Source organism: Actinomadura xylanilytica (assembly GCF_030283145.1).
Classification (GTDB): domain Bacteria; phylum Actinomycetota; class Actinomycetes; order Streptosporangiales; family Streptosporangiaceae; genus Spirillospora; species Spirillospora xylanilytica.
Genome location: NZ_JASNWE010000002.1, coordinates 138,323 through 160,735, shown reverse-complemented (window position 1 = coordinate 160,735; position 22,413 = coordinate 138,323). Strand labels below are relative to the sequence as shown.

Here is a 22,413-nt window from a genome sequence, read left to right as displayed (position 1 = left end):
GACGTGAGTGCCCCGCCGTTCTTCACAAGAACGGCGGGGTTTCTTCGTCATAAAGATCATCACTTCGGGTGGGATCGTGTGTCGAGAGTGCAAGCATGGACAAGAGTGGCGCAGTACCATGCTCTACGCGAAGTAATACCTTCCCCCCAGAGAGGTAGTGCTGTGAAGAAGCTCCCGGTGTTGGCCGCGGCCGTTCTCGCGCTCACGCTCAGCGTGACCGCGTGCGGCGGATCGGATGACAAGAAGGGTGCCGCCAAGCCGGCGGGTGGCGGCGCCGCTGCTGCTCCGAAGACCATTCAGCCGAGCCAGCTCAACCCGGGAAATGCGGGCGGGAATGGCGCCGCGGGCGGCGCCAAGGGAACGGGATCGCTCACCCCGGCGCAGAAGAAGTCGTATCAGAAGCTCGTCAAGGTGGCGGCGTGCATGCGCAAGAAAGGGCACACCGTCGACGACCCGAAGCCCGGCGACTTCGGTGTCGCGCCCAAGAACGTGACCAACCCCGACAAGGCCAACCAGGACTCGATGGCGTGCGCCAAGCAGGCCAACGGCGGCGGCTAGTCCCCCCTGTGCGGGTGCCCGGATCCCGTCGCCGTTCGGCGCGGGTCAGCCCAGCAGGGCGCCGATGGCCTGGTCGATCAGCAGGTCGATGATCATCCCGGTGATCTCCTTGAAGATCGGGATCTCGGCGAGCGAGGCGCCGAAGGTGACCACGGCGGTGGCGACGGCCTGGGCGATCTCGATCGCCAGCATCACCAGCTGGACGATCACCTGGATCTTCAGCGCCAGCACGATCGCGGCGCACACGAAGAAGCACGCCCCGACCGCCATCGCGCCGGTGCCAGCGTCCTGGAGGATGCCGGCGGGGGCGTCGTCTTCGCCCCACGCCTTCTGGAAGGCGTCGATGTCCTGGCCCTGGTTGCCCGACCACACCTGCTGCGCGGCCGAGCCCGCCTCGGACGCCACGCCCTGGACCGTCCCGGCGAACTCCAGCCACGTCGAGCCGATCTCGAAGAGCTTGGTCTCGTCGGCCTCGGGCCAGGTGTAGCCCAGCATCCCCAGAAGGCCGATCAGTTCACCTGGAAGCTGCATCCCCAACGCTCGTCACCTGCCGTTCAGCCGAGGAGCCACGCCGCCGGCGCGCGCCCCGTCCCGTTCTCGTCAGCGTCGGAAGCATTACCACTCGATCCGTGGCGAATCAGACGCTCGGTCACGGCGCGGCGCGGGCTCAGTTGACGCTCATCAGCGAGCTGGTGACCTTGAGGCCGAGCTCGCCCGCGGTGGTGTAGACGACGCCGGTGCGGCTGCCGGGCTCGGTGCCCCTGGCGTAGTACGACTGCGCGTAGACGACGTGCTGCCCCTGCGTCCAGCTGCGGACCCAGGACGTCGGCTTGCGGTCCAGGTGCGGGATGCCGCTGTTGGTCGACGGGGTGAGCAGCTCGGGGTTGGCGCCCTCGCTGGTGGCGTCGCTGACCTCGCTGGCGGTGGAGGCGTCGGAGAACTTCAGGATGGAGATGACCGTGATGATGGTCCGGTCGGAGGTGGCGTAGACGGCCGACTGCATGTCCTCCACGCAGGACCGCCCGCTCAGGGCCTTGGCCAGGTCGGCGTCGGCGCGGGAGGTGCAGGAGGCGGTGCGGGTGCCGACGCGGGTGAAGGTCTTGCCGGCCGCGGTCGTGATCGTCGAGGTGAGCACCCCGCCGATCCCGGTGCCGGTACCGGAGTCGCCCGGCGCGGCGGAGGGCGACCCGGGCTCGCTCGGGGCCGCCGAGTAGGTCGGCACGGCGATGGTGCGGCGCCGCTTGCCGTCGCCGTCGTCGTCACCGAGGATCACGAACGCGGCCACCGCGATCACGACCAGGACCAGCAGCCCCCCGCCGATGAGGACGCCGATCACCGCTCCGTTGCCGCCGCCGCGGGGAGGCGGGGGCGGTCCCGGGGGAAAGCCGGGCCCGCCCGGCCCCATCGGTCCGCCGGGGCCCATCGGCCCGCCCGGTCCGATGGGGCCGCCCGGTCCACCTGGTCCGACGGGGCCGCCCGGTCCGTAGGCGGGCTGGCCGTACGGCGGGCCGGACGGGGCCGGTGGCGGGAATCCCGGCTGGCCGGGCGGTACCTGACCAGGCCATTCAGGGGGGTTCATCATGGCTCCATGCTGGTAGGCGGGGGAAGATATCGTTTTCACATCAAGGTCGGGTAAGCGTACCTGTGTCGGTAGCGACCGGTCAGCCAGGATCGTCCGTATATTCGGCGCCGAATCGTTTGGTGACAGGCCCAGTGGGGCATTCCGGACGACCGTGCGCGGGTATCCGGAGGCGGGCGTTGCGGGTGGGACCCGCTGTGCGAACGACCCGGAGTCTCGTAGGCTTTGCGAAGAGGAGAGGGAGGCAGGTGTCCGACTCGAGCTGGCAGCAGGTCGTCCTGCGTGACCTGGGCGCGTCCGGACGGGGGCTCGCCTCGCTCGAACCCGCCTCGCCCGCCCCGGCGCACGGGACGTGGGGAGCCGACGCGGCCCCGCAGCCGGTCGCCGAGCCGAAGCCGATCGAGGTGCCGGCCGAACCGCATCCCGCGGTGCCGGTGCTCCAGCCCCCCGCCCAGGAACAGCCCGTCCCGCCGGGGCCCGATCCGTTCGGCCCGCCCCCGGTCCGGCAGGACGAGGCCGCCGCGCCGGAGCCGGCCGCGCCTGAGCCGGTGAAGTCCGGGCCGCCCGATCCGTTCGGGCCGCCGCCTGTGCGCGATGAGTCTCCCGGGCCTGACCCGTTCGGTCCGCCGCCTGTGCGTGACGAGTCTCCCGGACCCGATCCGTTCGGGCCGCCGCCCGTCCGTGACGAGCCGCCCGCGCCGGCCGCGCCGGAGCCCGTCCAGCAGCAACCGCAGGCGCTGACCGGCAATGAGCCGATCATGCGCGAGGGGTTCAGCCCCGAGATGGCGATGGCCCCGATCGTCGGCGGTGCGCCGCCCGAGCTCGGTGGCGCGCCCCCCGACCTCGGCGGCGGTTCCGGGGAGGAGCCCGGCGCCGACGCCACCACGAGCCGGCACGAGGTCCCGCCCGCTCCGGCGCCGCCGCAGCCGCCCGGTTCCGTCGTCCCGTCGGCCGACGAGTTCCTGCTGAAGAACCAGCACGGCGATCCGCTGATGCGCCGGGTGGGTCTCGGCCTGCGCCGGGCCGTCGGCGGATCGGGCGGCGCGGGGTTCAAGGACCAGGCCGAGATCGTCGAGCTGCTGCGCCGCCCGGTGCCGAGCTACCGGCAGCTCGCCGTGGTGAGCGTGCGCGGCGGCGCGGGCAAGACCACCATCTCCGCGCTGGTGGCCTCCGAGCTCGCCCGGCACCGCACCGACCGGGTCATCGCCATCGACGCCGACGCCGAGCTCGGCTCGCTGCCGCTGCGGCTCGGCGTCCGGGCCGAGCGGTCGCTGTTCGACCTGGCCGGTCAGCAGCCGCGCTCGTTCGAGGAGGCCGCGCAGTTCCTGACCCGCAACGCCGCGGGCCTGTGGGTGCTGTCGTCCAGCCGGGGCGGGCGGATCGCCGGGGAGTTCACGATCGACACCTTCCAGGCCGCGGTCGGCGCGCTCAGCCGGTACGTCTCGGCGGCGGTCGTCGACTGCGGCGCGGGCATCCTGACCGAGCTGCACCGCGGCATCCTCGCCACCACGCACGCGCAGGTACTGGTGACCCCGGGCACGGTCGACGGCGCGCTCAGCGCGCGCGGCGCGCTGGAGTGGTTCTCCAACAACGGCCAGTCCGCGCTGCTGTCCCGCACGGTCATCGCGATGGTCACGCACGCCCCGCACGGCGGCGCCGACCTCGACCGGGCCGGGCAGATGCTGAGCTCGGGCGGGCTGCCCGTGGTGTACGTCCCCTACGACCGGCATCTCGCGGTCGGCGGCGCGCTCGATCTCACCAAGGTCTCCGAGGCGACCCATACGGCGGTGACCCGGGTCGTGGCCGAGGTGTTCGCGCGCTCGTTCGGACCGGCGGGGGTGGCGCGGTGAGCAGCGACCTGGTCGCCCTGGTGCGGCGGCGGCCGGACGTGCACGCCGTCGTCGACGGCCTCGTCGCGCTCGGCGAGTCCCTGGAGGTGCGCGGCGGCGACCCCGACCCGACACTGCTGTACGACCCGGAGGGGCGGCTGCTGGCCTCGATCGAGGCGCCGGTGCTGGTCTCGGTGCCAGGTGAGGTCGGCCGGCTCCTCGGCGCCGACCACGCTGCGCGGGTGACCCCGCCGGTGTGGTGGGTCGACGTGCGGGCCGTCGCCGACGTCCCCGACGGGGTGCGGGTCGCGCGCAGGTTCGCCGACGCGCTCGTCCACTGGCAGGGCGGCGACATCTGGCCGAAGCCCGGCCCCGACGCGATCGCCCGCGTGGTGGACGGCCGGAGCAAGGGCGACGACGCCGCGGCGGGACCCGCCGCCGCGTCCGCCGCGGGGCCGGGCGTCCCGGGCGGTGCGCACGGCGGTGCGCAGGGCGGCGTTCCGGGGCCCGGCTACAGCGGCTGACGCGGCGGTCGGTCAGCGGCGCAGGTCGGCCTGGAGCCGGTTCACCATCGCGGTCGCGCCGCGCAGGTTCTCGGCGATGGCCCCGGCGGCGGCCTGCATCTCCTTGCCGAGCGCCGAACGGTCGGTGAGCAGCGCGTTGTCGGCGTCCACCATCTCGGTCAGCCAGGCGCGGCCCTGCGTTTCGACGTCGCGCTGCGCCTGCTGGATGAGGGCGAGGATGGTCTCGCCCAGCTCGGCGGCGCCCATCCGCATGGCGCGCGGGTCGATGTGGACGGCGCGGACGCCGGTGTCGCTGGAGTACTCGACCGCGATCCGGTGGTCGACGGATTCTGCGCGCGCGGTGAGGCTGGCGGCGCCCTCCTGCATGTCCCGCATCCTGGCGAAGAAGTCGCCGGCGTCGGCGGAGAGCTTCTCGGGGTCGAAGCCGAGCAGTTTCTTGAAATCGTCCATGAGGTCCTCGCGCCCTTTCCTAGTCCCACGGGTAGGGGTACGAGCCGTCCTCGTTCTGGCTCGGCGTGAAGTTCCCCGTGATGGTCTGGTTGTCGTTGCCGTACTGCGTCTCGTTGAACGTCTTGGCGCCCGCCGCGTGGGTGAACCCGGCGGGGAGCGGCTGCCCGGCCCGTCCGCCGGCGATACGGCCGTAGAGGCCCTCGGCGGGATAGTGGCCCTGGAGCCCGTAGGACGTCGCGTCGCGTTCCACCCGGTTGGCGGTTCCCCAGATCAGCAGGGGACCGCGCGACACGGTCGCCTTGGCGAAGTCGGTCACGCCGCTGAAGTCGCCCTTGGTGGCCGCGACGAACACGTCGCCGGCGACGAGCAGCCCGAGCGCCCCCGCGCAGGCGTGCACGAACACGGTCAGATTCGTCTCCACCGCGCTCGCGCTCGCGAACATGTTCGCCAGCGTCATGATCGCGGTGGCGCGTGCCATCGCCGCGCTGACCGGCGTGATGGTGGCGATGACGACCCACGCGGCCAGCGCCGCGAGGACCGCGGCCAGTAGCGCCATGAACAGGATGGTCGCGATCAGCACGCCGGCGGCGGCCATCAGGATCCCGGCGACGGCGCAGGCCCGGATCTCGATGCCGTGCAGATCGTCCAGGAACCGGTCCATCCGCTGCGCGAAGGCGCGGCCGTCCTCGCTCCGCCACGCATCCTCGGCGACGCCGTCGACGAGGTGGTGCACCTGCTCCCGCGCCTCGCGGGCGTGCTTCGCGACCTCCCACCAGGCGGTGGCGCCGTCCCAGAACACCTTCGGGTCGTACTGGTGGCAGTAGAACTTGGACACGAACGGCCAGCCGCCGGGCACGCCCATCGCGGACAGGGTGAGCGCCGCGCCGGAGCCGGTCTCCAGGGTGAGGTCGCAGAGCCGCGGGCCCGCCTCCCAGGCGCCCATCAGGCGCCCGGCCCGACCGTGCTCGACTGCTCGGCGGCCTCCCAGGCGTCGGCCGACGCCTTCACCATCTCGTGGTAGCGGACGGCGTCCTCGGCCCGGTGCTTCAGCTCCTGGAGCGTGTACGCCTCGACCTCGTTGTAGGCGATCGCGAGGGAGTAGGTGAACGAGGTGAAGGACGCCTCGGAGACGCCGAGGCCGACCAGCTCCCTGACCGCCCGCTCCAGCGGCTCGGCGGCCTTCGGCAGCCCGGCCTGGATCTCGCGCAGGCGGTCGATCTCCACCTGGACCTGCTGCGGGCCGGCCGGAGGCGCCCAGGGCGGCCGGTCGGTGCCCTCTGCGGCGGCAGGGCCGTTCAGGAGTCTCGATATGTCGTTCACGATGGTTTCTCCACTGCTGCGGGACGGGCATGCGTGATCAGCAATTGGAGATCATCGGGAGCCGGGCGGCAAGACGGCTTTACGCGCTCCTAGCGCGTTTGACGGCTTCTTAGCGCGTCGGTTTCGGCGGCGGGCGGGCCGCCGGTCGGACCTCGAAGGCCGCGGCGGCGGGCGTCAGGTCCAGTCGCGGCGGAGGTCGAGGTTCCAGGCGGTCAGGTTCCACGGGCTGTGCGGGTCGGCGGCCAGCTCGTCCACGAGCGCCTCGTGCCCGGACCGGTCGCCGTCGCCCGTGCCGCCCGACCACAGCAGCCGGCCCTGGAGGTAGCAGGTGGCCATGTCGTGCCAGGACGTGTAGCGGCGCTGGACGTCGATGGCGAGCGGGAGCATCCGGTCCCAGCAGTACTCCTCGGTGAGCCAGCCCACCATCCGGCCCCAGCGGTAGAGCATCAGGGCCCGCCCGTAGTCCCAGACCAGGAAGCGCTCGGCGTTGGCGCGCAGCTCCGGGTCGGTGAGGGCCTCCAGCCGGTGCAGCTCCTCGGCGGCGTGGTCGCGGTCGTTGAAGAGCGCGTTCAGGAACCGCGACAGCTCCGAGCCCTCCTCGCCGACGTCGGCGCCCGGCTCGTCGCGCAGCAGCGAGGGGACGAGCCGCGCGTACTCGGGGCCCTCGGCGCCGTAGCGGATCCGGACGAGCTCGATGAGCCGTTCGATGAACGGCGGTTCGAGCTGGTCGCCGGCGATCTGGGTGTCGATCTCGCGGAGCAGGCTCGCGTACTCCTCCCGCTCGGCCGGGGGCCGGGCGGCCAGCTCGGCGTCGTGGGCGAAGCCCGCGCGGTGCCCGTCCTGGACGAGCCAGTTCGCCGCGCCGAGTAGCTGCTCCAGGTCGTAGGCGCCCCAGGGGTCGCGGAGCAGCTCGTGCGCGGCCCGCCGGTCGGCGGCGGCGGCCTCGGTGCCGGGCGCGGTGCCGAGCCGGTCGAGCCGGAAACCGTTGAACGCGCCGTACTGGGCGGCGGCGCCGAGGATCCAGCGCTGCACCGGGGTGAGCGAGCCGGACGGCCCGGCCGTGCCGATCAGCTCCCACAGCCTGCGGTGGAACTCGTCCGCCTGCCGACCCTCGTTCTCGAAGAACTCGGCGAGCGGCCCGCGGATCCGCGGATGCCGGACGTAGAGGCGCCGGAAGAACCGTCCGTCGCGCCAGACCAGGTGCTCGGGACGCAGCTCGCCGAACGGGACCCGCACGCCGCGGCGGGCGATGACCCGTTCGGTGAACCGCAGCTCCAGGCGGGGCCACAGCCGCGGCAGCGGCGTGAAGCGCAGCAGGAGGACGAAGGCGAGGGAGAGCAGGAGCAGGGAGACACCGGGCGCGAGCGCGAGGCCGGCCGGGCCGTCCAGCCCGGTGAGGGACAGCAGTGCCCCGCTGACCAGCAGGCCGACGCCGCCGGCGCCGGCGGCGATCAGCGCGCCGGTGGCGGCGAGGGGGACACCGCCTGCCGACAGCACGCCCGCGTCGCCGTCGAAGCCGAGAGACCCCTCGGCCAGGCTGCCTTCGACGGCTCGCTCGAGCGCGTCGAACCGACCTGCCTCCCCCATGTGTACAGACCGTACCGGATGCGGCTTTCGCCCACCCGGGGGGAGATCAGCTTTGCGGGATCGACTGGAGGTGCTGCATCAGCAGGCTGTGCCGCTGCCAGCCGTCGGGGGAGCGGCCGTCGCCGAGCGGGAAGAGCGTCAGCGGCGAGTGCGCGGGGCCGATGTGCTGGCCGGGGATGCCGGCGGGGCCGGTGAGGTGGCCGCTGACCGCGAGCCCGACGGGGGCGGCGGCGCCGGTCCAGCGCGGTTCGGTGGTGAGGTCGGCGCGGCCCGGCGTGAGCTGCACGAACAGGGACGCGACCGGCTGGTCGGCGGCGAGCGCGCCGACCAGCGAGGGCAGGTGCTGGAGCGGCGGCGGGTCGTCCTGCGCGTAGCCGACGGTGATGGTGCTGACCTCGGCGACGCCGCCGCCGTCGGTGGCGCTGAACTCGCAGATCGCCTGGGCCGGGCGCGGGCCGTCGCCGACAACCAGGAGCCGCGAGACCGACCGTCCGCGCGCGTACTCGGTGAGCGTGTCGCCGCGCCAGACGTGTTCGAGCGGCTCGGCGGCGCCGAGGCCGGCCGGCGGTTTGCCGGTGAGGAGCTGGAGCAGCCGTTCGACCGGGCCGCCGATGCCGCCCGCGGGGCCGTGCTTGGTGCGGTAGACGAGGGTGAGCTGGGCGCCGATCGGGGCGGTGGGCCGGGTGGTGAAGCCGGGCGCGTAGTCGCGGGCCTCGGGGATCGGCGCGAACGTGCTGCCGCTCCAGCGCAGCGGGCGTCCGGTGAGGCCCTCGTAGTAGCCGTCGCCGTGCCGGACGACCCAGTGCACGTCCTCGCCGGTGGCGGCGGTGCGGAGGGGGAGGGAGAGCCGCGAGTCGAGGGGGGTGACGAGCTGCAAGGTGCGGCCGGTGCCGCCGCAGTCGTCCATGGCCTGGCTCAGCCACGGGCTGAGCGGGACCACGGGCCGGTCCTGTAACACGACCATGGCCTGATCGGTCAGTGCGTCTACGGTGCTCATCCTGACCGGAGTCTAGTCGCGCACCGGGGCTCCGGAACCCCGGTGCGCGAACGGGACGACTTTCCCGCGACGCGGGTGGCCTGTGTCCAATCTGTGCTGAAATGTTACGGATGCAGCGAACAGCCCCGCCGCAGCGCGTCTACTACGCCGACACCGCCCCACCGCCTCCGGGACCGCCGGAGCGGGGGCGGCGCTGGCGCGTGCTCGGCTGGGTGTCGATCGCGATGTCGGCCCTGCTGGTGGTGGGCAGCATCACCGCGTACGGCTTCTGGCGGCGGCTCGACGGGCAGATCGACCGCGAGCACGTGGACGACAAGCTGGGCGACAACCGCCCGGCCAAGCTGAACAACGCGATGAACATCCTGCTGATGGGCTCCGACACCCGCGAGGGGGAGAACGCCCGGTACGGCACCGAGGAGGGGCAGCGGTCCGACACCACGATCCTGCTGCACATCTCTCCCGGCGGCGAGCAGGCCATCGGGATCAGCTTCCCGCGCGACTCGATGGTCAACATCCCCTCGTGCAGGAAGCGGAAGGGGAAGGGCACCTCGCCGGTCCACCTCGACATGATCAACTCGGCGTACGCCTACGGCGGTCCCGCCTGCACCTGGAAGACCATCGAGGCCGTCACCAACATCCGGATCGACCACTACGTCGAGGTGGACTTCTCCGGCTTCAAGCGGGTGGTGAACGCGCTCGACGGGGTCGAGATCTGCGTGCCGAAGGCCGTCGACGACCCCAAGGCCGAACTGCATCTCAAGCGCGGCCGGCAGACCGTCCGCGGCGACCAGGCCCTCGGCTACGTGCGCACCCGCACCGGCGGGCTGGGCGACGGCTCGGACCTGTCGCGGATCACCCGGCAGCAGGCGTTCATGGCCTCGGTCGTCAAGAAGGCCACCGACAAGGGCATGCTCACCGACCCGGGCCGCACCTACAACTTCCTGTCGGCCACGACCAAGTCGCTCAAGGCCGACGACCGGCTGTCGCTGTCGGTCATGCAGAAGCTGGCCGGGAGCCTGCGCGGGATCAGCGCCGGCAAGATCCGCTTTGTGACCGTCCCGGTGCAGGCGTACCCGGCGGACAAGAACCGCGTGCAGTTCAACATGGCGCTGGCGGGACCGCTCTTCCAGTCGGTCCGCGGCGACAACGCGCCGCCCGAGCCGCCCCCGCCGCCGGTGCCCGCGCAGCCGGACGGCCCCAAGGTGCAGCCCGTCAGGCACGTGCTGGTGCGGGTCGCCGTCTACAACGGGACCAAGATCCAGAACCTGGGGCAGCGCACGGCCGACCAGCTCCAGGAGGAGAACTTCAAGGTCGTCAAGGTGGGCACCCGCAAGGCGTCCGCCGCGGGGCGCACGCAGATCCTCTACGGGGCGGGCGCCGAGCGGCAGGCGGTGACGCTGGCCAACGCACTGCCCGGCCATCCGCCGCGCGCGTGGGCCGGGGGGCGGCCCGGGATCGTCTACCTGATCATCGGCACGGACGGGGCGAATCTGCCGGGGCTGAACCAGCGGCTGCCCAAGGTCGCCGGTGAGATTCGTGCAGATCAGGACATTTGTAAGTAGACCTAGGTGATCCGGGGGCGTCCGGCTGGTGACGGCCGCGAGAAGGCGCCCGGCATCGCGGTGTTCGGGCGGCGTCCGTCCGGGCGCACCGGTATCTTGGCGGCGCGCAAACCATCAATGGCAATAAAGCGTCACAACTAGGACGTCGGTAAAGTCTGCTCCCCGCCCCGCCTCCCCGCCCCGCCCCCTCGACCCCCTGAACTCCCCCAACCCCCTCAGCCCTGAGGAGCCACCCCCCGCCCCGGGCTCCGGTGGGCGACTACGGCCCACTTCCGAAATGGACCGCATGCTGCCCGAACCCTTCACCCTGTTGATGACCGTCTACGGCGGTGACCGGGAGGAGTATGTCCGGGCGGCGTTCCGGAGCGCGGTCGTCGACCAGATCCTCCGGCCGAGCCAGGTGGTGCTCGTCCAGGACGGCCCGGTGCCGGCCGAGCTCGCGGTCTGCCTGAAGGAGCTGGTCGCCACCAGCCCGGTCGAGGTCACCTTCCTGCCGCTGGAGCACAACCGCGGTCTCGGCCCGGCCCTGGACGCGGGACTGCACGCCAGCCGCTGCGACATCGTGGCCCGGATGGACGCCGACGACGTGGCGATGCCGCACCGCTTCCGGCTCCAGGTGCCGCTGGTGCAGTCGGGCGCGGACCTGGTCGGGGCCGGGCTGCTGGAGTTCGGCGCCGACACCGACGACATCGTGGGCCGCCGCATCCCGCCGAGCGACCCGCTCGACATCGCCCGCTACTCCCGGCTGCACGACCCCTTCAACCATCCGACCGTGGTCTACCGGCGCAGCGCCGTGATCGCGGCGGGCGGGTACGGCGACCTGCCGCTGATGGAGGACTACTGGCTGTTCGTGCGGATGATCGCCAACGGTGCGCGGGTGGTCAACGTCGCCGAGCCGCTGGTCTACTACCGGGTCGGCGACGGCGCCTACGAGCGGCGCGGCGGGCGCGAGCTGCTCCGCTCCGAGCTGCGCCTCCAGCGCGAGATGCGCCGCGAGGGGTTCATCTCGCGCTCGCAGTACTGGCGCAACGTGCTGGTGCGCGGCGGCTACCGGCTGGTCCCGACGCCGATCCGCCGGCCGTTCTACCGGTGGCTGGTGGCCCCGTACGGGGCGCGCCGCAACCGGTCGCGCGGACGGCTGGAGATCCCGGACGCGCAGATCGCCGAGTCCACCGCGTACGTGCCGCGCCATGCCCGTCCCACCGCCCCGCGCACCCCTCAGGGCCCCGCGAGCGGATTCGGGCCGCCCGAGCCGACGCCGCCCCACAGCGAACGCTGACGCCCCGGGCGCCGCGCGGGCGGGCGCGAACAGCGGCCGAACGGGCGGACGCCGCGTCCGGGGCCGGACGCGGCGTCCATCGGGGCGGCCGGGACGTGCCCGGCGCGGTTCCGGCTACGGGACCGGGCGGGTCCACAGGACGGGCTCCTCGCCCGCCGCGCCGGCGCTGCGGCCCACGCCGAGCAGCTTGCCGCCCAGCGCGACCAGCCCGGTGATCTGCTGGTCACCCTGCCCGGCGAGACCCTCGGCCCCGGGCGTCGCGGCCTGCCAGGCCGAGCCGTCGGCCGACGTCCACGAGACCACGTCGGAGGTGCCCTTCTCGGTGCTCGCGCCCGCTGCGGCGAAGCCCTTGGGCGTCGCGGTCAGCGCCGTGACGCGCAGCTCGCGCACGGGCGCGGGGAGGGTGACCCCCCGCCAGGTCTTCCCGCCGTCGGACGAGACGTACCCGAGCGGCACCGAACCGGCGCTGCCGGACGCACTGCCCAGCGCGACGAGCAGGTCGCCCTTGGCGGTGACGTTCGTCAGCGACCCTTCGGACAGCCCGGCCGGCAGCGGAAGCTGGTGCAGCCTCCACTGCTTGCCGTCGGTGGAGTTCCACACCGCCGGACGCTGGCCCGGGGCGTCCTGCGCGGCCGGGTCCTGCACGCCGCCGGCTGCGACGTAGCCGAACGCGCCGCCGACCGCCGAACGCAGCCACCGGTTGCCCTTCGGCAGTGCGGTGAGGTCGTTCCTGCCGACGCCGCGGCCCCGCTGCCAGTTCTTCAGGTCGGCGGAGAACCATGTCGCGCCGGACAGCCCGTCCTCACCGACGATGACATAGCCGGACGGTCCCGCCGCGGCGCCGAACGTGGCCAGCGACTGCTGCCCGTTCTGCGCGAAGGCCTGGTTGCCGTCGGCCGCCTGCCAGCTCGCGCCGTCCGCGGAGGTGACCACCAGCGAGCGGCGCGGCTGCCCGCCGCCGTCGCCGACCGCGAGCCAGCCGTTGGCGCCGGCGGCGACGCCCGTCAGCCGCTGGGACAGCGGGCGGGCCATCCCGCCGGGGAACTGCGCGCGGTTCCAGGCGGCGCCGTCGGGCGAGGTCCAGACCGTCGCCTCGCCGCCGCTGCTGCCGACCGCGACCGCGCGGCCGTCCTTGGCGGCCAGCCCGGTGACCGCGTGGTCGGGACGGACCGCGCCGGGGATCTTGGCCGGGTCGACCGGGACCTCGGTGCCGCGCGCGTCGCGGACGGCCAGCAGGGAGTTGAGGTCGCCGGTGCCGGTGTCGCGTCCGACCAGGACGGTCTGCTCGCCGGACGCGGCGACGCCCTGGAGTGCCCGGCCGCTGTTGGAGGCGAGCGTGCCCGCCTCCTGCCAGGACGCGCCGTCCGCGGAACGCACGACCAGGGTGTCGCGGCCCCGGGACACCACGCCGACGTAGCCGCCGTCGGAGGCCAGGACCCGGTCGACCTGCCGGTAGCCGGACGACCGGATCCTGCCGCCCTGCTTCCACCGCTCGCCGTCGGTGGAGGTGAACACCTGCCCGTACGCCGAGGAGCCGGACTTGACCTCGCGGATCGCCATCAGGCCCGGCCTGCCGCCGCCGATGATCAGGTTGCGGGTGCCCTTGGGCGCGGGGACCTTCGCCGGCGCCCAGGTACGGCCGCCGTCGCTCGACTTCCACACCCGGCGGAACGTCGGCTTGCCGGGCGCGGGCGTGTGCTGGCTCTCGACCAGCACCGCGCCGCCGCTCGCCGCGGCCTCGATGAGCGACACCCTGCCGCGCACCGGGATGCCGACCTGCCCGCCGGTCAGCGCCTCCCAGCGCTGCCCGTCCGGGGACAGCCAGGCCGCGGGGACCGAGTCACTGAAGTCGCCCTTGCGGGAGTTCTCGCCGACGGCCAGGAAGCCGCCGTCGGTGCCGATCACGCGCTGGACGCGGTTGCCGGGGCCGAACGCGTCGCCGGCGGCGTCCGGGAGGCGGCGCCAGGTGCGGCCGTCGGTGCTCGTCCACACGGCGCCGCCGCCGGGACGGGTGCCGATCGCGACCCAGCCGCGCGGGCCGCCGGCCACCTGCCGGGGCACCTCGCCGTTGGCGGGCTCCCCGCCGTCGGCGCCCTGCACGTCGGCGGACTTGAACGTCCTGCCGCCGTCGGTGGAGTACAGCAGCACGCCGCGGTAGTTGCCCGGGTCGGCCTCGCCGCCCGCGGCGACCACGGTCGAGCCGACCGCGGCGACGCCGGTGAGCTCCTGGTCGCGGCCGTCGGAGCGGGCCGCCGGGTCGGCGGGGAACAGCTTGCCCGCGAGCCGGGCGCCGTCGTCGCCGCCGTCGGACCCGTCGTCGCCGCCGAGCAGCACGACCGCTCCGGCCGCCACCAGCGCCACGGCGGCGACGCCGCCGACCGCGCCGAACAGCACCTTCTTGTTGAGCCTGCGCTTGGCGCGCTTGGACGGGGCGTCGGTGCGCCACGGCTCGTTGATCTGGGGCGGCGGGACCGCCTGGTGCCGGAGGTCGGGCGCGGCCTGCTGGTGCGCGCCGGCCTGCTGACCAGGGATCTCCTGCGCCCAAGGGAATGGCGCGGGCTGCGGCGCCTGCTGCTGGTGGTGCTGGTGCGGAGTCTCGGGGATCTCTTGTGCCCAGGGGAACGGCTCAGGCGCGGACGGTGCCGGCGGCTGCGGTGCCGGGGGCTGGGGCGCGGGGGGCTGCGGCGCGGCGGGGATCTCCTGCGCCCAGGGGAACGGCTCAGGCGCGGACGGCGCGGACGGCGCGGGCGGCTGCGGCGCCGGAGGCTGCGGCGGGCCGGGCATCTCCTGCGCCCAAGGGAACGGCTCGGGGGCCGGTGGCTGCGGTCGCGGCTGCGGCACCGGAGGGGCCGGTGGCTGCGGCGCGGGCGGCTGGGGAGCCTCGATCTGTTCCGTTGCGGGCTCCGGCATGGGCGCCGGGATCTGCTGGGTGGCCGGTTCCGGTGCCGCGAACGGCTGCGACACCTGGGTCCGCGTGCGCTTGGGGGGTGCGGTGCCGCTCGGGCGCTCGACGCGGGTCCGGTCGAGATCCTCGTCCTCGTCGTCGTCCAGGTCGTCGTCGGCGGCCCCGGCGGCTTCGGCGCCGGCCGGCATGAACTCCGACAGGTCGGTGATGGTCTCGTCCATGGACGGGCCGCTACGGAACGGCGGCGCCTGCTCGGACGGGGAGGACGCCTCGCTGAACGACGGGGGCCCCTGCGGCGGCCCCTGCCGGTCGCCCTGCGGGAAGATCTGCGTCCGCATCGTGCCGCTGATGTCGAGATCGGTGACGGTGCGGTCGGACAGGCCCTCGTCCGCGGGCTCGGGCGGCGGCGAACCGAACTCCGGCAGGGGCTCGGTCTCGGGCAGCAGGTGCGCGCCCGGCGGCCGGTCCTGATCCAGCCACTGCGGGGGCGGCGGGGGAGCCTGCTCCGGGGTCTGCGGGCGCTCCGGCTCGGACCGGCCACCCTTGGGCTCGTCGTCAGGCGTTCCGGTCGGAGTCACACCCGCCCTCCCCTTGGCCGTGCGATCGGTGCGTCGTCACGGATCATAGCGACGCCGGGCGGCGTTGATGACCTCGTCGGTCGGCCTCGGCCCGTGCCGCAGCCCGTCGCGGATCCCGGTGCGCAGACCGCGCCGCAACGTGCCGCGATCGCCGGAGCGCGCGTAGGTGCGGGCCCAGCGGCGCAGCGAGGATCCGGCGTACAGGACCCGCTCGGCCGGGCCGAGCCCGCGGCTGCGGGTGAACAGCCACAGCTTGTTGCGCACCTCGTAGTAGAACCGGTCGCCGGGGTCGGCGTCGGTGCCGCCGAACGTCCGGGTCTTGTGCACCACGACGCTCGCCGGGCAGTACAGGCCGGTGCGCCCGCGCAGCAGCCGGGTGGTGAACTCGAAGTCGTCGTTCCACAGGAAGTAGTCGGCGACGGGCAGCCCGCGTTCCCGGACGACGGCGGCGTCGACGAGCACCGACACGAACGAGGCCGAGCGGACCGGCTTGCACCCGGCCACGGCCGCCGCGGCCAGCTCGTCCCGCGAGGCGCCCGGTTTCACGCGGGGCGTGTTCATCGGATGGTCGCGGCCGTCGGTCCACACCACCCGGCTGGCGACCAGCGCCGGGGCCCGTCCGGACGCGGCGCCGCCGCCCCCGGGCGCGGTCCCGCGCTCGCGGGCGTCCAGGAGCGCGGCGAGGGCGCCCGGCTCGGGGACGGTGTCGTCGTCCATCAGCCAGATCAGCTCGGCGTCCAGCTCCAGCGCGCGGACGATGCCGGTCGCGAACCCGCCCGCGCCACCGGTGTTGCCGGCCAGCTCGACCAGGTCGGCGTGGCCGAACCGCTCGCGCACCAGGTCGGGCGTCCCGTCGGTGGAGGCGTTGTCGACCACGATCACCGCGTCCGGGCGGCGGGTCTGGGCGTCCAGCGCGGTGAGCGCCTCGACCAGCAGGTCGCGCCGCTCGTAGGTGACGACGACGGCGGTGACGCGCGGGCTCATCGGACGGTGGTCCGGCTGGACAGCGTGGGCCGGGCCGCCTCGTCCGCCGGGGCCTCTCCCGCGCCCTCGCCGTCCTGGCCGTCGGTGCCGGTGGCGACGTCGGCGGGAGCCTCACCGCCGGACGCGGACGCGGGCGCGGCGGGCTCGGGGAGCGGCGGCGGCTCGATGCCCTTGATGCGCTCGACCATGTGCCAGTAGCCCACCCGCATCTTCCAGACCGCCTGGTTGCGCTCGCTGAGATGCCGGGCCATCAGCTTGGGCAGGGCCGTGCGCTCCTGCTCGGCGCGCTGGCGGCGCAGCTCCCCGACGTCCTCGCGCAGCATGGAGATCCGGTCGAGCAGGGCGAGGATGGTGTGCGCTGCGGCGTCCACCAGCGCGCCGTCGGCCGGCGGCGCGGCGTCCGGGACGGCGTCGCCGGGCAGCAGCTCGTCGAGGTCGCCGACGACGTCGTACCCGGCCGAGCGGATCGACTCGACCAGCTCGCGGGCCCGCGTGGCGGCCCAGTCGCGCCGGTCGCCGGGCAGCGGCACCCGCCCCGGGGCGCCCTGGCCGGGCAGCACCCGCAGTGCCAGCACGTCGGTGACCAGCCGGTGGTAGAGCCACATCGGGGCGTCCTCGCGGGCCGCGCCGTTGATCCGGCGGAGCAGCTCGGTCTCGGTCCAGCTCAGCGCGGCGTTGGCGCGGGCCTCCGACAGGTCGGCGATCGCCGGGTCGACGCCGATCAGCCCGGCGAACCGCTCCCACAGCAGCTCGCGCGGCGCGCCCGGCCGCGGCATCGTGAGCACGTGCACCCGCTCGGGCGGGACGTGCGCGGACCAGCGGGCCAACACCTCGGGGATGTCGTGCACCCGCCAGAACCACGCGGCGGCGGCGTCGTCCGGCGGCCCGTCGACGACCTCGCCGAGCCAGTGCCCGAAGTCGTAGTGGAAGCGGTGCTTGACGTACTCCTGCCACTCCGAGGGGAGCAGCCCGGCCAGGTCGCGCGCCGAGTAGACGACGTGCACCTCGGCCGGTTCGAGCGACCGCACCGCCCGTCCGGCCTGCTCGGCGTCGGCGGCGGAGATGACCTCGTTGGAGACGACCGCGACGCGGGCGTCCGACTCCTTGATCCGGCTCGCGATCAGGTCCCAGGCGCCGGTCCAGTCGGGCGCCGGGTCGTCCGGCTCGCGGACCAGCCCGCGCAGGTCGCGGGTGGCCCGCACCTGCGCGGCGAACGAGCCGCCCGGCATCAACACGCCGTGTTCGCGGAGCGTCCCCGCGTTGTGCCACAGCAGGCCCTGGAGAAAGGTCGTCCCGCTCTTGGGGGCGCCGATGTGCAGGTAGACGGTCGGCGGGGCGCCGGTCGGGTCCGCGGGCACCTGGTCACTCCTGTCGGATCGCGTACGGACGTCGTCGATCGCCGAGACGGATCCCTGGCAGGGGGCGGGGACGGCCGACCGGGCCGATTTCGGCCCGAACGAGGCGACTGCGCCGGTATCTTAGCCGCGCAGCATCATCAATCATCCCAAAGCTCGCAGAACCGCCTTCTGGCCAAGCAGGCGTTGATTCTCTCTCACGATGCCGCGGGGGCGTCGAGGAAGATGGGCCGTGAACGTTGATCTTGTAGTGGCCGGCTCGGGGTTCTTCGGCCTCACCGTCGCCGAGCGCTGCGCCGCCGAACTGGGCCTGCGCGTCCTGGTGCTGGAGCGCCGCGACCACATCGGCGGCAACGCCTACAGCGAGGCCGAGCCGGAGACCGGGATCGAGATCCACCGGTACGGCGCGCACCTGTTCCACACCTCCAACGAGCGGGTGTGGGAGTACGCCAACAGGTTCACCGCGTTCACCGGCTACCAGCACCGCGTCTACTCCACGTTCAAGGGCCGCGTCTACTCGATGCCCATCAACCTGGGCACCATCTGCGAGTACTTCGGCCGCGCGTTCACCCCGGACGAGGCCCGCGCCCTGGTCGCCGAGCAGGCCGGCGAGATCGCCGCCGGCCGGGAGCCGCGCAACCTGGAGGAGAAGGCGATCTCGCTGATCGGGCGCCCGCTGTACGAGGCGTTCATCCGCGGCTACACCGCCAAGCAGTGGCAGACCGACCCGCTCGACCTGCCCGCCGAGATCATCGGCCGGCTCCCGGTGCGGTACACCTTCGACAACCGGTACTTCAACGACACCCACGAGGGGCTGCCGGTCGACGGCTACACCGCGTGGCTGGAGAAGATGGCGGACCACCCGAACATCGAGGTGCGGCTGGAGACCGACTTCTTCGACCACCGGGACGAGTACGCGGGCAGGGTCCCGGTCGTCTACACCGGACCGCTCGACCGCTACTTCGGGTACTCCGAGGGCGAGCTCGGCTGGCGCACCCTCGACTTCGAGCTGGAGGTCAGGCCGACCGGCGACTTCCAGGGCACCCCGGTGATGAACTACGCCGACGAGGACGTCCCGCACACCCGGATCCACGAGTTCCGGCACTTCCACCCCGAGCGCGCGCACTACCCGGCGGACAAGACCGTGATCATGCGGGAGTTCTCCCGGGCCGCGGACCGCGGCGACGAGCCGTACTACCCGATCAACACCGCCGAGGACCGCGACCGGCTGCTGCGCTACCGCGAGATGGCCGCGCGCGAGGACGGCGTCCTGTTCGGCGGGCGGCTCGGCACCTACCAGTACCTCGACATGCACATGGCCATCGCCAGTGCGCTCAACATGGTCGACAACCGGCTGCGGCCCCACTTTGCGTCGAACGAGCAGACCCGGGGCGAGCGGCTCATCAGCGGAGGAGCGGACCGATGACCGAGCGGGCCACCCAGCCACGGCAGACCGGACCGCGGCGGAGCGCGGCAGCGGCGGGACGCACACTCATCCAGCAGGCCGCCGCCCGCCCGCAGGAGGCCGTCCCCACCGAGGGCGCCGCTGCTGAGGCCGCTCCGGCGGAGGCCGTCCCCACGGCGACCGCCTCCACCGAGGCCGTCCCCACGGAGGCCGCCCCCATGGCGACCACCCCCACCGAGGCCGTCCCCACGGAGGCCGTCCCCACGGAGGCCGCCCCGGCGGAGGCCGCCCCGAAGGAATCCGTCGCCGTCTCTGCCGCCTCCGCTGCTCCGGCCGCGGAGGAGGCAGCCGCCCCGGAGCCCGACGAGGCCACGGAGGCCACGGAGGCCGCGGAGTTCCCGGAGGCCGCCGAGCCGGTCGCTGAGGCCGGTGCCGTGCGGGAGGCCGGCGAGCGCGGGTCGGGGGAGCAGGCCGCGGTCGAGCGGTCCGGCACCGAGCACGCCGACGCCGGCACCGAGCACGCCGACCCCGTCCCGGATCCCGACCCCGTCCCGGTCGAGTCGGCGTCCGCGGACGACGGCGCGGTCGGTGACGGCGAGGGGCTGCGCATCCTGCACCGGGTCGTGATGCCCGCCGAGCGCGACTTCGACGTGCTGAAGCTGTACGTCGACGGCAACGCGGTGTTCGGGCGCCGCACCGCCGACCTCCAGAGCGCCGCCGAGCAGGTGCTGTCGGAGCAGGACGGCGACGCCGCGCGCGCCGCCCGCGCGGCCGGCTACCGGCCCGCCTCCACCGACGACAGCGCCGAGATCGTCGGGCGCCGCAGCCTCATCGTCCCGTCCGGCGCGCGGGTCTCGTTCTGTAGCTACTTCAACGCCTTCCCGGCCGGCTACTGGCGCCGCTGGAGCACGGTGGAGCAGGTCCGGCTCCGGGTCCGGGTGCGCGGCGAGGCGACCATCCTGATCTACCGCTCCACCGGCAAGGGCCACCTGGAGCGGATCAAGTCGCTGCACATCGACTCCGACACCTCCGTCGAGGAGACCGTCGACCTGCCGCTCGCGCCGTTCATCGACGGCGGCTGGTACTGGTTCGACATCATCGCCGACGGGCGCACCGCCGTCCTGGACAGCGCCGACTGGTGCGCGGTCACGGGCCGCGTCGAGCCCGGCACCGCGACGCTCGGCATCACCACCTTCAACCGGCCCAAGTTCTGCGTCGAGCAGCTCACCGCGCTCGCCGCCGCCGGCGACGTGCTCGACGTGGTGGACGAGATCCTGGTCGTCGACCAGGGCACCGAGCGGGTCGAGGACCATCCCGACTTCGCCGCCGCCGCCGAGGCGCTCGGCGACCGGCTGCGGATCATCGACCAGGCCAACCTCGGCGGCTCCGGCGGGTTCGCGCGGGTCATGCACGAGACCGTCGAGGCGGGCCGCAGCACCTACGCGCTGCTGCTGGACGACGACGTCATCCTGGAGCCCGAGGGCATCCTGCGGTCGGTCACCTTCGCCGACCTGGCCCGCGGCCCCGTCATCGTCGGCGGGCACATGCTGGACCTGTACAACCGGTCGGTGCTGCACGTGTTCGGCGAGAGCATCGCCCGCTACCGCTGGTGGATGGTCCCGGCCGCGCACACCGAGATGTCGCACGACCTCGCGCACGCGCCGCTGCGGCACACCCCCTGGCTGCACCGCCGCGCCGACGTCGAGTACAACGCGTGGTGGATGTGCCTGATCCCGGTGGACGTCATCCGCAAGATCGGCCTGTCGCTGCCGTTCTTCATCAAGTGGGACGACATCGAGTACGGCCTGCGCGCCAAGGCCGCCGGGGTGCCGACGGTGTCGCTGCCGGGCGCCGCGGTGTGGCACGTCCCGTGGCACTCCAAGGACGTGATGACCGACTGGCAGGCGTACTTCACCGAGCGCAACCGCGTCATCACCGCGCTGCTGTACTCGCCGTACGAGCGCGGCGGCAACATGCTCAAGGAGAGCCTGTTCATCACCATCAAGCACGCGCTGGCCATGCAGTACTCCACGGCCGAGCTGATGCTGATGGCGCTGGAGGACGCGCTCAAGGGGCCCGCCGACCTGCACCCGTCGATCATCACCAAGATGGGCGAGCTGCGCGAGATCCGCGCCGGGTTCGTGGACGCGCAGGCCAAAGCCGACCTGGACGAGTTCCCCGCGGTCCGGCGCAGCAAGCCGCCGCGCAAGGGCCGTGACGTCGTCCCGCCCAAGAACCGGCGCGCGATGTTCCAGACCGCGCTGATGGGCGCGGCCCGCCAGATCAAGCCGGTCGGGGCGCACCCGAAGACGCACCCCGAGGCGGTCGTCCCGCACGTCGACCAGACCTGGTGGCTGCTGACCAAGTTCAACAGCGCGCTGGTCTCCTCGGCGGACGGCACCAAGGTCTCCTGGTACCAGCGCGACCCGCACCGGTTCTGGTCGCTGATCCGCCGCGCGTCCGCGCTGCACGCCAGGCTCGGCAAGGACTGGGCGGAGCTGAGCCTCCAGTACAAGGAGGCGCTCCCGTCCCTCACCTCGCAGGAGGAATGGGTGGAGACCTTCGCCAAGGCCCGGCAGGAACGATGACCGCGGGCGCCGGGCTCGCCGGCCCGGGACCCGCCGACCCGGGCCTGGTCGAGCCGGGACTGGCCGACCCGGGCCTGGTCGAGCCGGGACGCGGCGGCGGCCTCGCCGAAGTGGTCCGCCGCCGCTACCTGCTGAGGCTCATCGTCCGGCGCGAGCTGCGCGCCCGCTACCAGGGCTCGCTGCTCGGCCTCGGCTGGTCGTACGTGCGCCCCGCCGCGCACTTCTCGGTGTTCTTCTTCGTGGTCGGCGTGTTCCTCGGGATGAACAAGAACGTCCAGCACTTCCCGATCTTCATGTTCTCCGGGCTGATCCTGGTGTCGTTCTTCAACGAGACATTGATCAACACCACCCACTCGGTGATTGGCAACGCGCCGCTGGTGCGCAAGGTCTACCTGCCGCGCGAGCTGTTCCCGGTGGCCTCGCTGCTGGTGTCGGGGGTGCACCTGCTGCCGGGGCTGGCGATCGTGCTGACCGTCTCGATCACCTGGGGCTGGACGCCGTCGGTGGTGGCGGTCGGGTCCGCGCTGCTCGGCTTCGCGCTGATCGCGGTGCTCGGCATCGGCCTCGGCCTGATGTGCTCGGCACTGCACGTGTTCTACCGCGACACCGACAAGGTGGTGGACATCGCCACGCTGTTCGTCACCTGGTCGGTCCCGATGATCTACCCGTGGACGGTGGTGCGCGACACCGCGCCCGGCTGGGCCCTGGACCTGTACCTGGCCAACCCCGTCGCCGACGCGGTGCTGCTGTTCGAGCGGGCGTTCTGGTGGCCCACCACCGACCGGACGTTCCTGTTCCCGCCGCACCTCACCCGGGACGGGCTGATCTCGCTCGCGCTGGCCGTGCTGCTCCTCGGGGCGGGACAGCTCGTCTTCGCCCGCCTCCAGCGCCGCTTCGCCGAGGAGCTGTGACC

18 protein-coding genes are annotated in these 22,413 nt (G+C 73.5%); 8 read left to right on the top strand and 10 right to left on the bottom strand.

All coding sequences use genetic code 11. The features are described 5' to 3' along the window. Positions 1–162: 162 nt before the first annotated feature. A complete protein-coding gene (locus QP090_RS11810) occupies positions 163–558 on the top strand; it encodes a hypothetical protein (RefSeq protein ID WP_285938794.1) in 396 nt (131 codons plus the stop codon). Between the two features lie 45 nt (positions 559–603). Here QP090_RS11810 and QP090_RS11805 read toward each other — a convergent pair whose 3' ends face one another. Together QP090_RS11805 and QP090_RS11800 are read right to left on the bottom strand one after the other, a co-directional pair. Further along, complete coding sequence (locus QP090_RS11805) at positions 604–1,089, bottom strand: WXG100-like domain-containing protein (protein WP_349666486.1); 486 nt, start codon at positions 1,087–1,089, stop codon at positions 604–606. A 136-nt stretch (positions 1,090–1,225) separates the two neighbouring features. Further along, positions 1,226–1,894 carry a hypothetical protein gene (locus QP090_RS11800; RefSeq protein ID WP_285938792.1) on the bottom strand — a complete coding sequence of 223 codons (669 nt, stop codon included), beginning with the start codon at positions 1,892–1,894 and terminating at the stop codon, positions 1,226–1,228. A 491-nt stretch (positions 1,895–2,385) separates the two neighbouring features. Between QP090_RS11800 and QP090_RS11795 the strand changes: the two genes are divergently transcribed. Both QP090_RS11795 and QP090_RS11790 read left to right on the top strand, forming a co-directional pair. Beyond that, positions 2,386–3,987 carry a MinD/ParA family ATP-binding protein gene (locus tag QP090_RS11795; RefSeq protein ID WP_285938791.1) on the top strand — a complete coding sequence of 534 codons (1,602 nt, stop codon included), beginning with the start codon at positions 2,386–2,388 and terminating at the stop codon, positions 3,985–3,987. Beyond that, the gene (locus QP090_RS11790; RefSeq protein ID WP_285938790.1) at positions 3,984–4,490 is read left to right on the top strand and encodes a hypothetical protein; all 507 of its coding nucleotides are present in this window, start codon (positions 3,984–3,986) and stop codon (positions 4,488–4,490) included. The genes QP090_RS11795 and QP090_RS11790 overlap by 4 nt, the downstream gene beginning before the upstream one ends. Before the next feature lie 12 nt (positions 4,491–4,502). Here QP090_RS11790 and QP090_RS11785 read toward each other — a convergent pair whose 3' ends face one another. The 5 genes from QP090_RS11785 to QP090_RS11765 form a co-directional block, all read right to left on the bottom strand. Further along, on the bottom strand, positions 4,503–4,940 hold the full coding sequence (locus tag QP090_RS11785; RefSeq protein ID WP_285938789.1) for a YbaB/EbfC family nucleoid-associated protein: 438 nt from the start codon (positions 4,938–4,940) through the stop codon (positions 4,503–4,505). 19 nt (positions 4,941–4,959) lie between these two features. Continuing rightward, positions 4,960–5,883 carry a hypothetical protein gene (locus tag QP090_RS11780; protein ID WP_285938788.1) on the bottom strand — a complete coding sequence of 308 codons (924 nt, stop codon included), beginning with the start codon at positions 5,881–5,883 and terminating at the stop codon, positions 4,960–4,962. Further along, positions 5,883–6,260 carry a hypothetical protein gene (locus QP090_RS11775; protein ID WP_285938787.1) on the bottom strand — a complete coding sequence of 126 codons (378 nt, stop codon included), beginning with the start codon at positions 6,258–6,260 and terminating at the stop codon, positions 5,883–5,885. The genes QP090_RS11780 and QP090_RS11775 overlap by 1 nt, the downstream gene beginning before the upstream one ends. 174 nt (positions 6,261–6,434) lie before the next feature. Further along, positions 6,435–7,847: a DUF1266 domain-containing protein gene (locus tag QP090_RS11770; protein ID WP_285938786.1), complete on the bottom strand. Its 1,413-nt coding sequence runs from the start codon at positions 7,845–7,847 to the stop codon at positions 6,435–6,437. 46 nt (positions 7,848–7,893) lie between these two features. Continuing rightward, positions 7,894–8,844: a DUF6177 family protein gene (locus QP090_RS11765; RefSeq protein WP_285938785.1), complete on the bottom strand. Its 951-nt coding sequence runs from the start codon at positions 8,842–8,844 to the stop codon at positions 7,894–7,896. A gap of 110 nt (positions 8,845–8,954) precedes the next feature. Between QP090_RS11765 and QP090_RS11760 the strand changes: the two genes are divergently transcribed. Together QP090_RS11760 and QP090_RS11755 are read left to right on the top strand one after the other, a co-directional pair. After that, positions 8,955–10,406, top strand: a complete 1,452-nt coding sequence (locus QP090_RS11760; protein ID WP_285938784.1) for an LCP family protein — start codon at positions 8,955–8,957, stop codon at positions 10,404–10,406. A 286-nt stretch (positions 10,407–10,692) separates the two neighbouring features. Continuing rightward, positions 10,693–11,685 (top strand): glycosyltransferase, encoded by a 993-nt coding sequence (locus QP090_RS11755; RefSeq protein WP_285938783.1) that lies wholly within the window; start codon positions 10,693–10,695, stop codon positions 11,683–11,685. A 114-nt stretch (positions 11,686–11,799) separates the two neighbouring features. Here the strand turns inward: QP090_RS11755 and QP090_RS11750 are convergent, their stop codons facing one another. The 3 genes from QP090_RS11750 to QP090_RS11740 are packed head-to-tail and all read right to left on the bottom strand — an operon-like array spanning position 11,800 to position 17,510. Then, on the bottom strand, positions 11,800–15,168 hold the full coding sequence (locus tag QP090_RS11750) for a sialidase family protein (RefSeq protein WP_285938782.1): 3,369 nt from the start codon (positions 15,166–15,168) through the stop codon (positions 11,800–11,802). Between the two features lie 36 nt (positions 15,169–15,204). Next, complete coding sequence (locus tag QP090_RS11745) at positions 15,205–16,152, bottom strand: glycosyltransferase (RefSeq protein ID WP_285938781.1); 948 nt, start codon at positions 16,150–16,152, stop codon at positions 15,205–15,207. After that, complete coding sequence (locus QP090_RS11740; RefSeq protein WP_285938780.1) at positions 16,149–17,510, bottom strand: hypothetical protein; 1,362 nt, start codon at positions 17,508–17,510, stop codon at positions 16,149–16,151. The genes QP090_RS11745 and QP090_RS11740 overlap by 4 nt, the downstream gene beginning before the upstream one ends. A gap of 229 nt (positions 17,511–17,739) precedes the next feature. On the opposite strand from QP090_RS11740, the gene glf reads away from it, so the two are divergent. From glf to QP090_RS11725, 3 genes are read left to right on the top strand one after another with little or no spacing between them, the layout of a single operon-like run. Beyond that, on the top strand, positions 17,740–18,933 hold the full coding sequence (glf, locus tag QP090_RS11735) for a UDP-galactopyranose mutase (protein WP_285938779.1): 1,194 nt from the start codon (positions 17,740–17,742) through the stop codon (positions 18,931–18,933). Then, on the top strand, positions 18,930–21,500 hold the full coding sequence (locus QP090_RS11730) for a glycosyltransferase (protein WP_285938778.1): 2,571 nt from the start codon (positions 18,930–18,932) through the stop codon (positions 21,498–21,500). The genes glf and QP090_RS11730 overlap by 4 nt, the downstream gene beginning before the upstream one ends. Next, positions 21,497–22,411, top strand: coding sequence for an ABC transporter permease (locus QP090_RS11725; RefSeq protein WP_285938777.1), 915 nt, complete (start codon positions 21,497–21,499; stop codon positions 22,409–22,411). Before QP090_RS11730 ends, QP090_RS11725 begins: the two co-directional genes overlap by 4 nt. The last annotated feature ends 2 nt before the right edge of the window (positions 22,412–22,413 follow it).

Coding starts and splice junctions, on each gene's coding strand:
- QP090_RS11770 (WP_285938786.1), bottom strand. CDS start 7,847: ATGGGGGAGGCAGGTCGGTTCGACGCGCTCGAGCGAGCCGTCGAAGGC.
- QP090_RS11755 (WP_285938783.1), top strand. CDS start 10,693: ATGCTGCCCGAACCCTTCACCCTGTTGATGACCGTCTACGGCGGTGAC.
- QP090_RS11805 (WP_349666486.1), bottom strand. CDS start 1,089: ATGCAGCTTCCAGGTGAACTGATCGGCCTTCTGGGGATGCTGGGCTAC.
- QP090_RS11745 (WP_285938781.1), bottom strand. CDS start 16,152: ATGAGCCCGCGCGTCACCGCCGTCGTCGTCACCTACGAGCGGCGCGAC.
- QP090_RS11760 (WP_285938784.1), top strand. CDS start 8,955: ATGCAGCGAACAGCCCCGCCGCAGCGCGTCTACTACGCCGACACCGCC.
- QP090_RS11730 (WP_285938778.1), top strand. CDS start 18,930: ATGACCGAGCGGGCCACCCAGCCACGGCAGACCGGACCGCGGCGGAGC.
- QP090_RS11725 (WP_285938777.1), top strand. CDS start 21,497: ATGACCGCGGGCGCCGGGCTCGCCGGCCCGGGACCCGCCGACCCGGGC.
- QP090_RS11765 (WP_285938785.1), bottom strand. CDS start 8,844: ATGAGCACCGTAGACGCACTGACCGATCAGGCCATGGTCGTGTTACAG.
- QP090_RS11780 (WP_285938788.1), bottom strand. CDS start 5,883: ATGGGCGCCTGGGAGGCGGGCCCGCGGCTCTGCGACCTCACCCTGGAG.
- QP090_RS11785 (WP_285938789.1), bottom strand. CDS start 4,940: ATGGACGATTTCAAGAAACTGCTCGGCTTCGACCCCGAGAAGCTCTCC.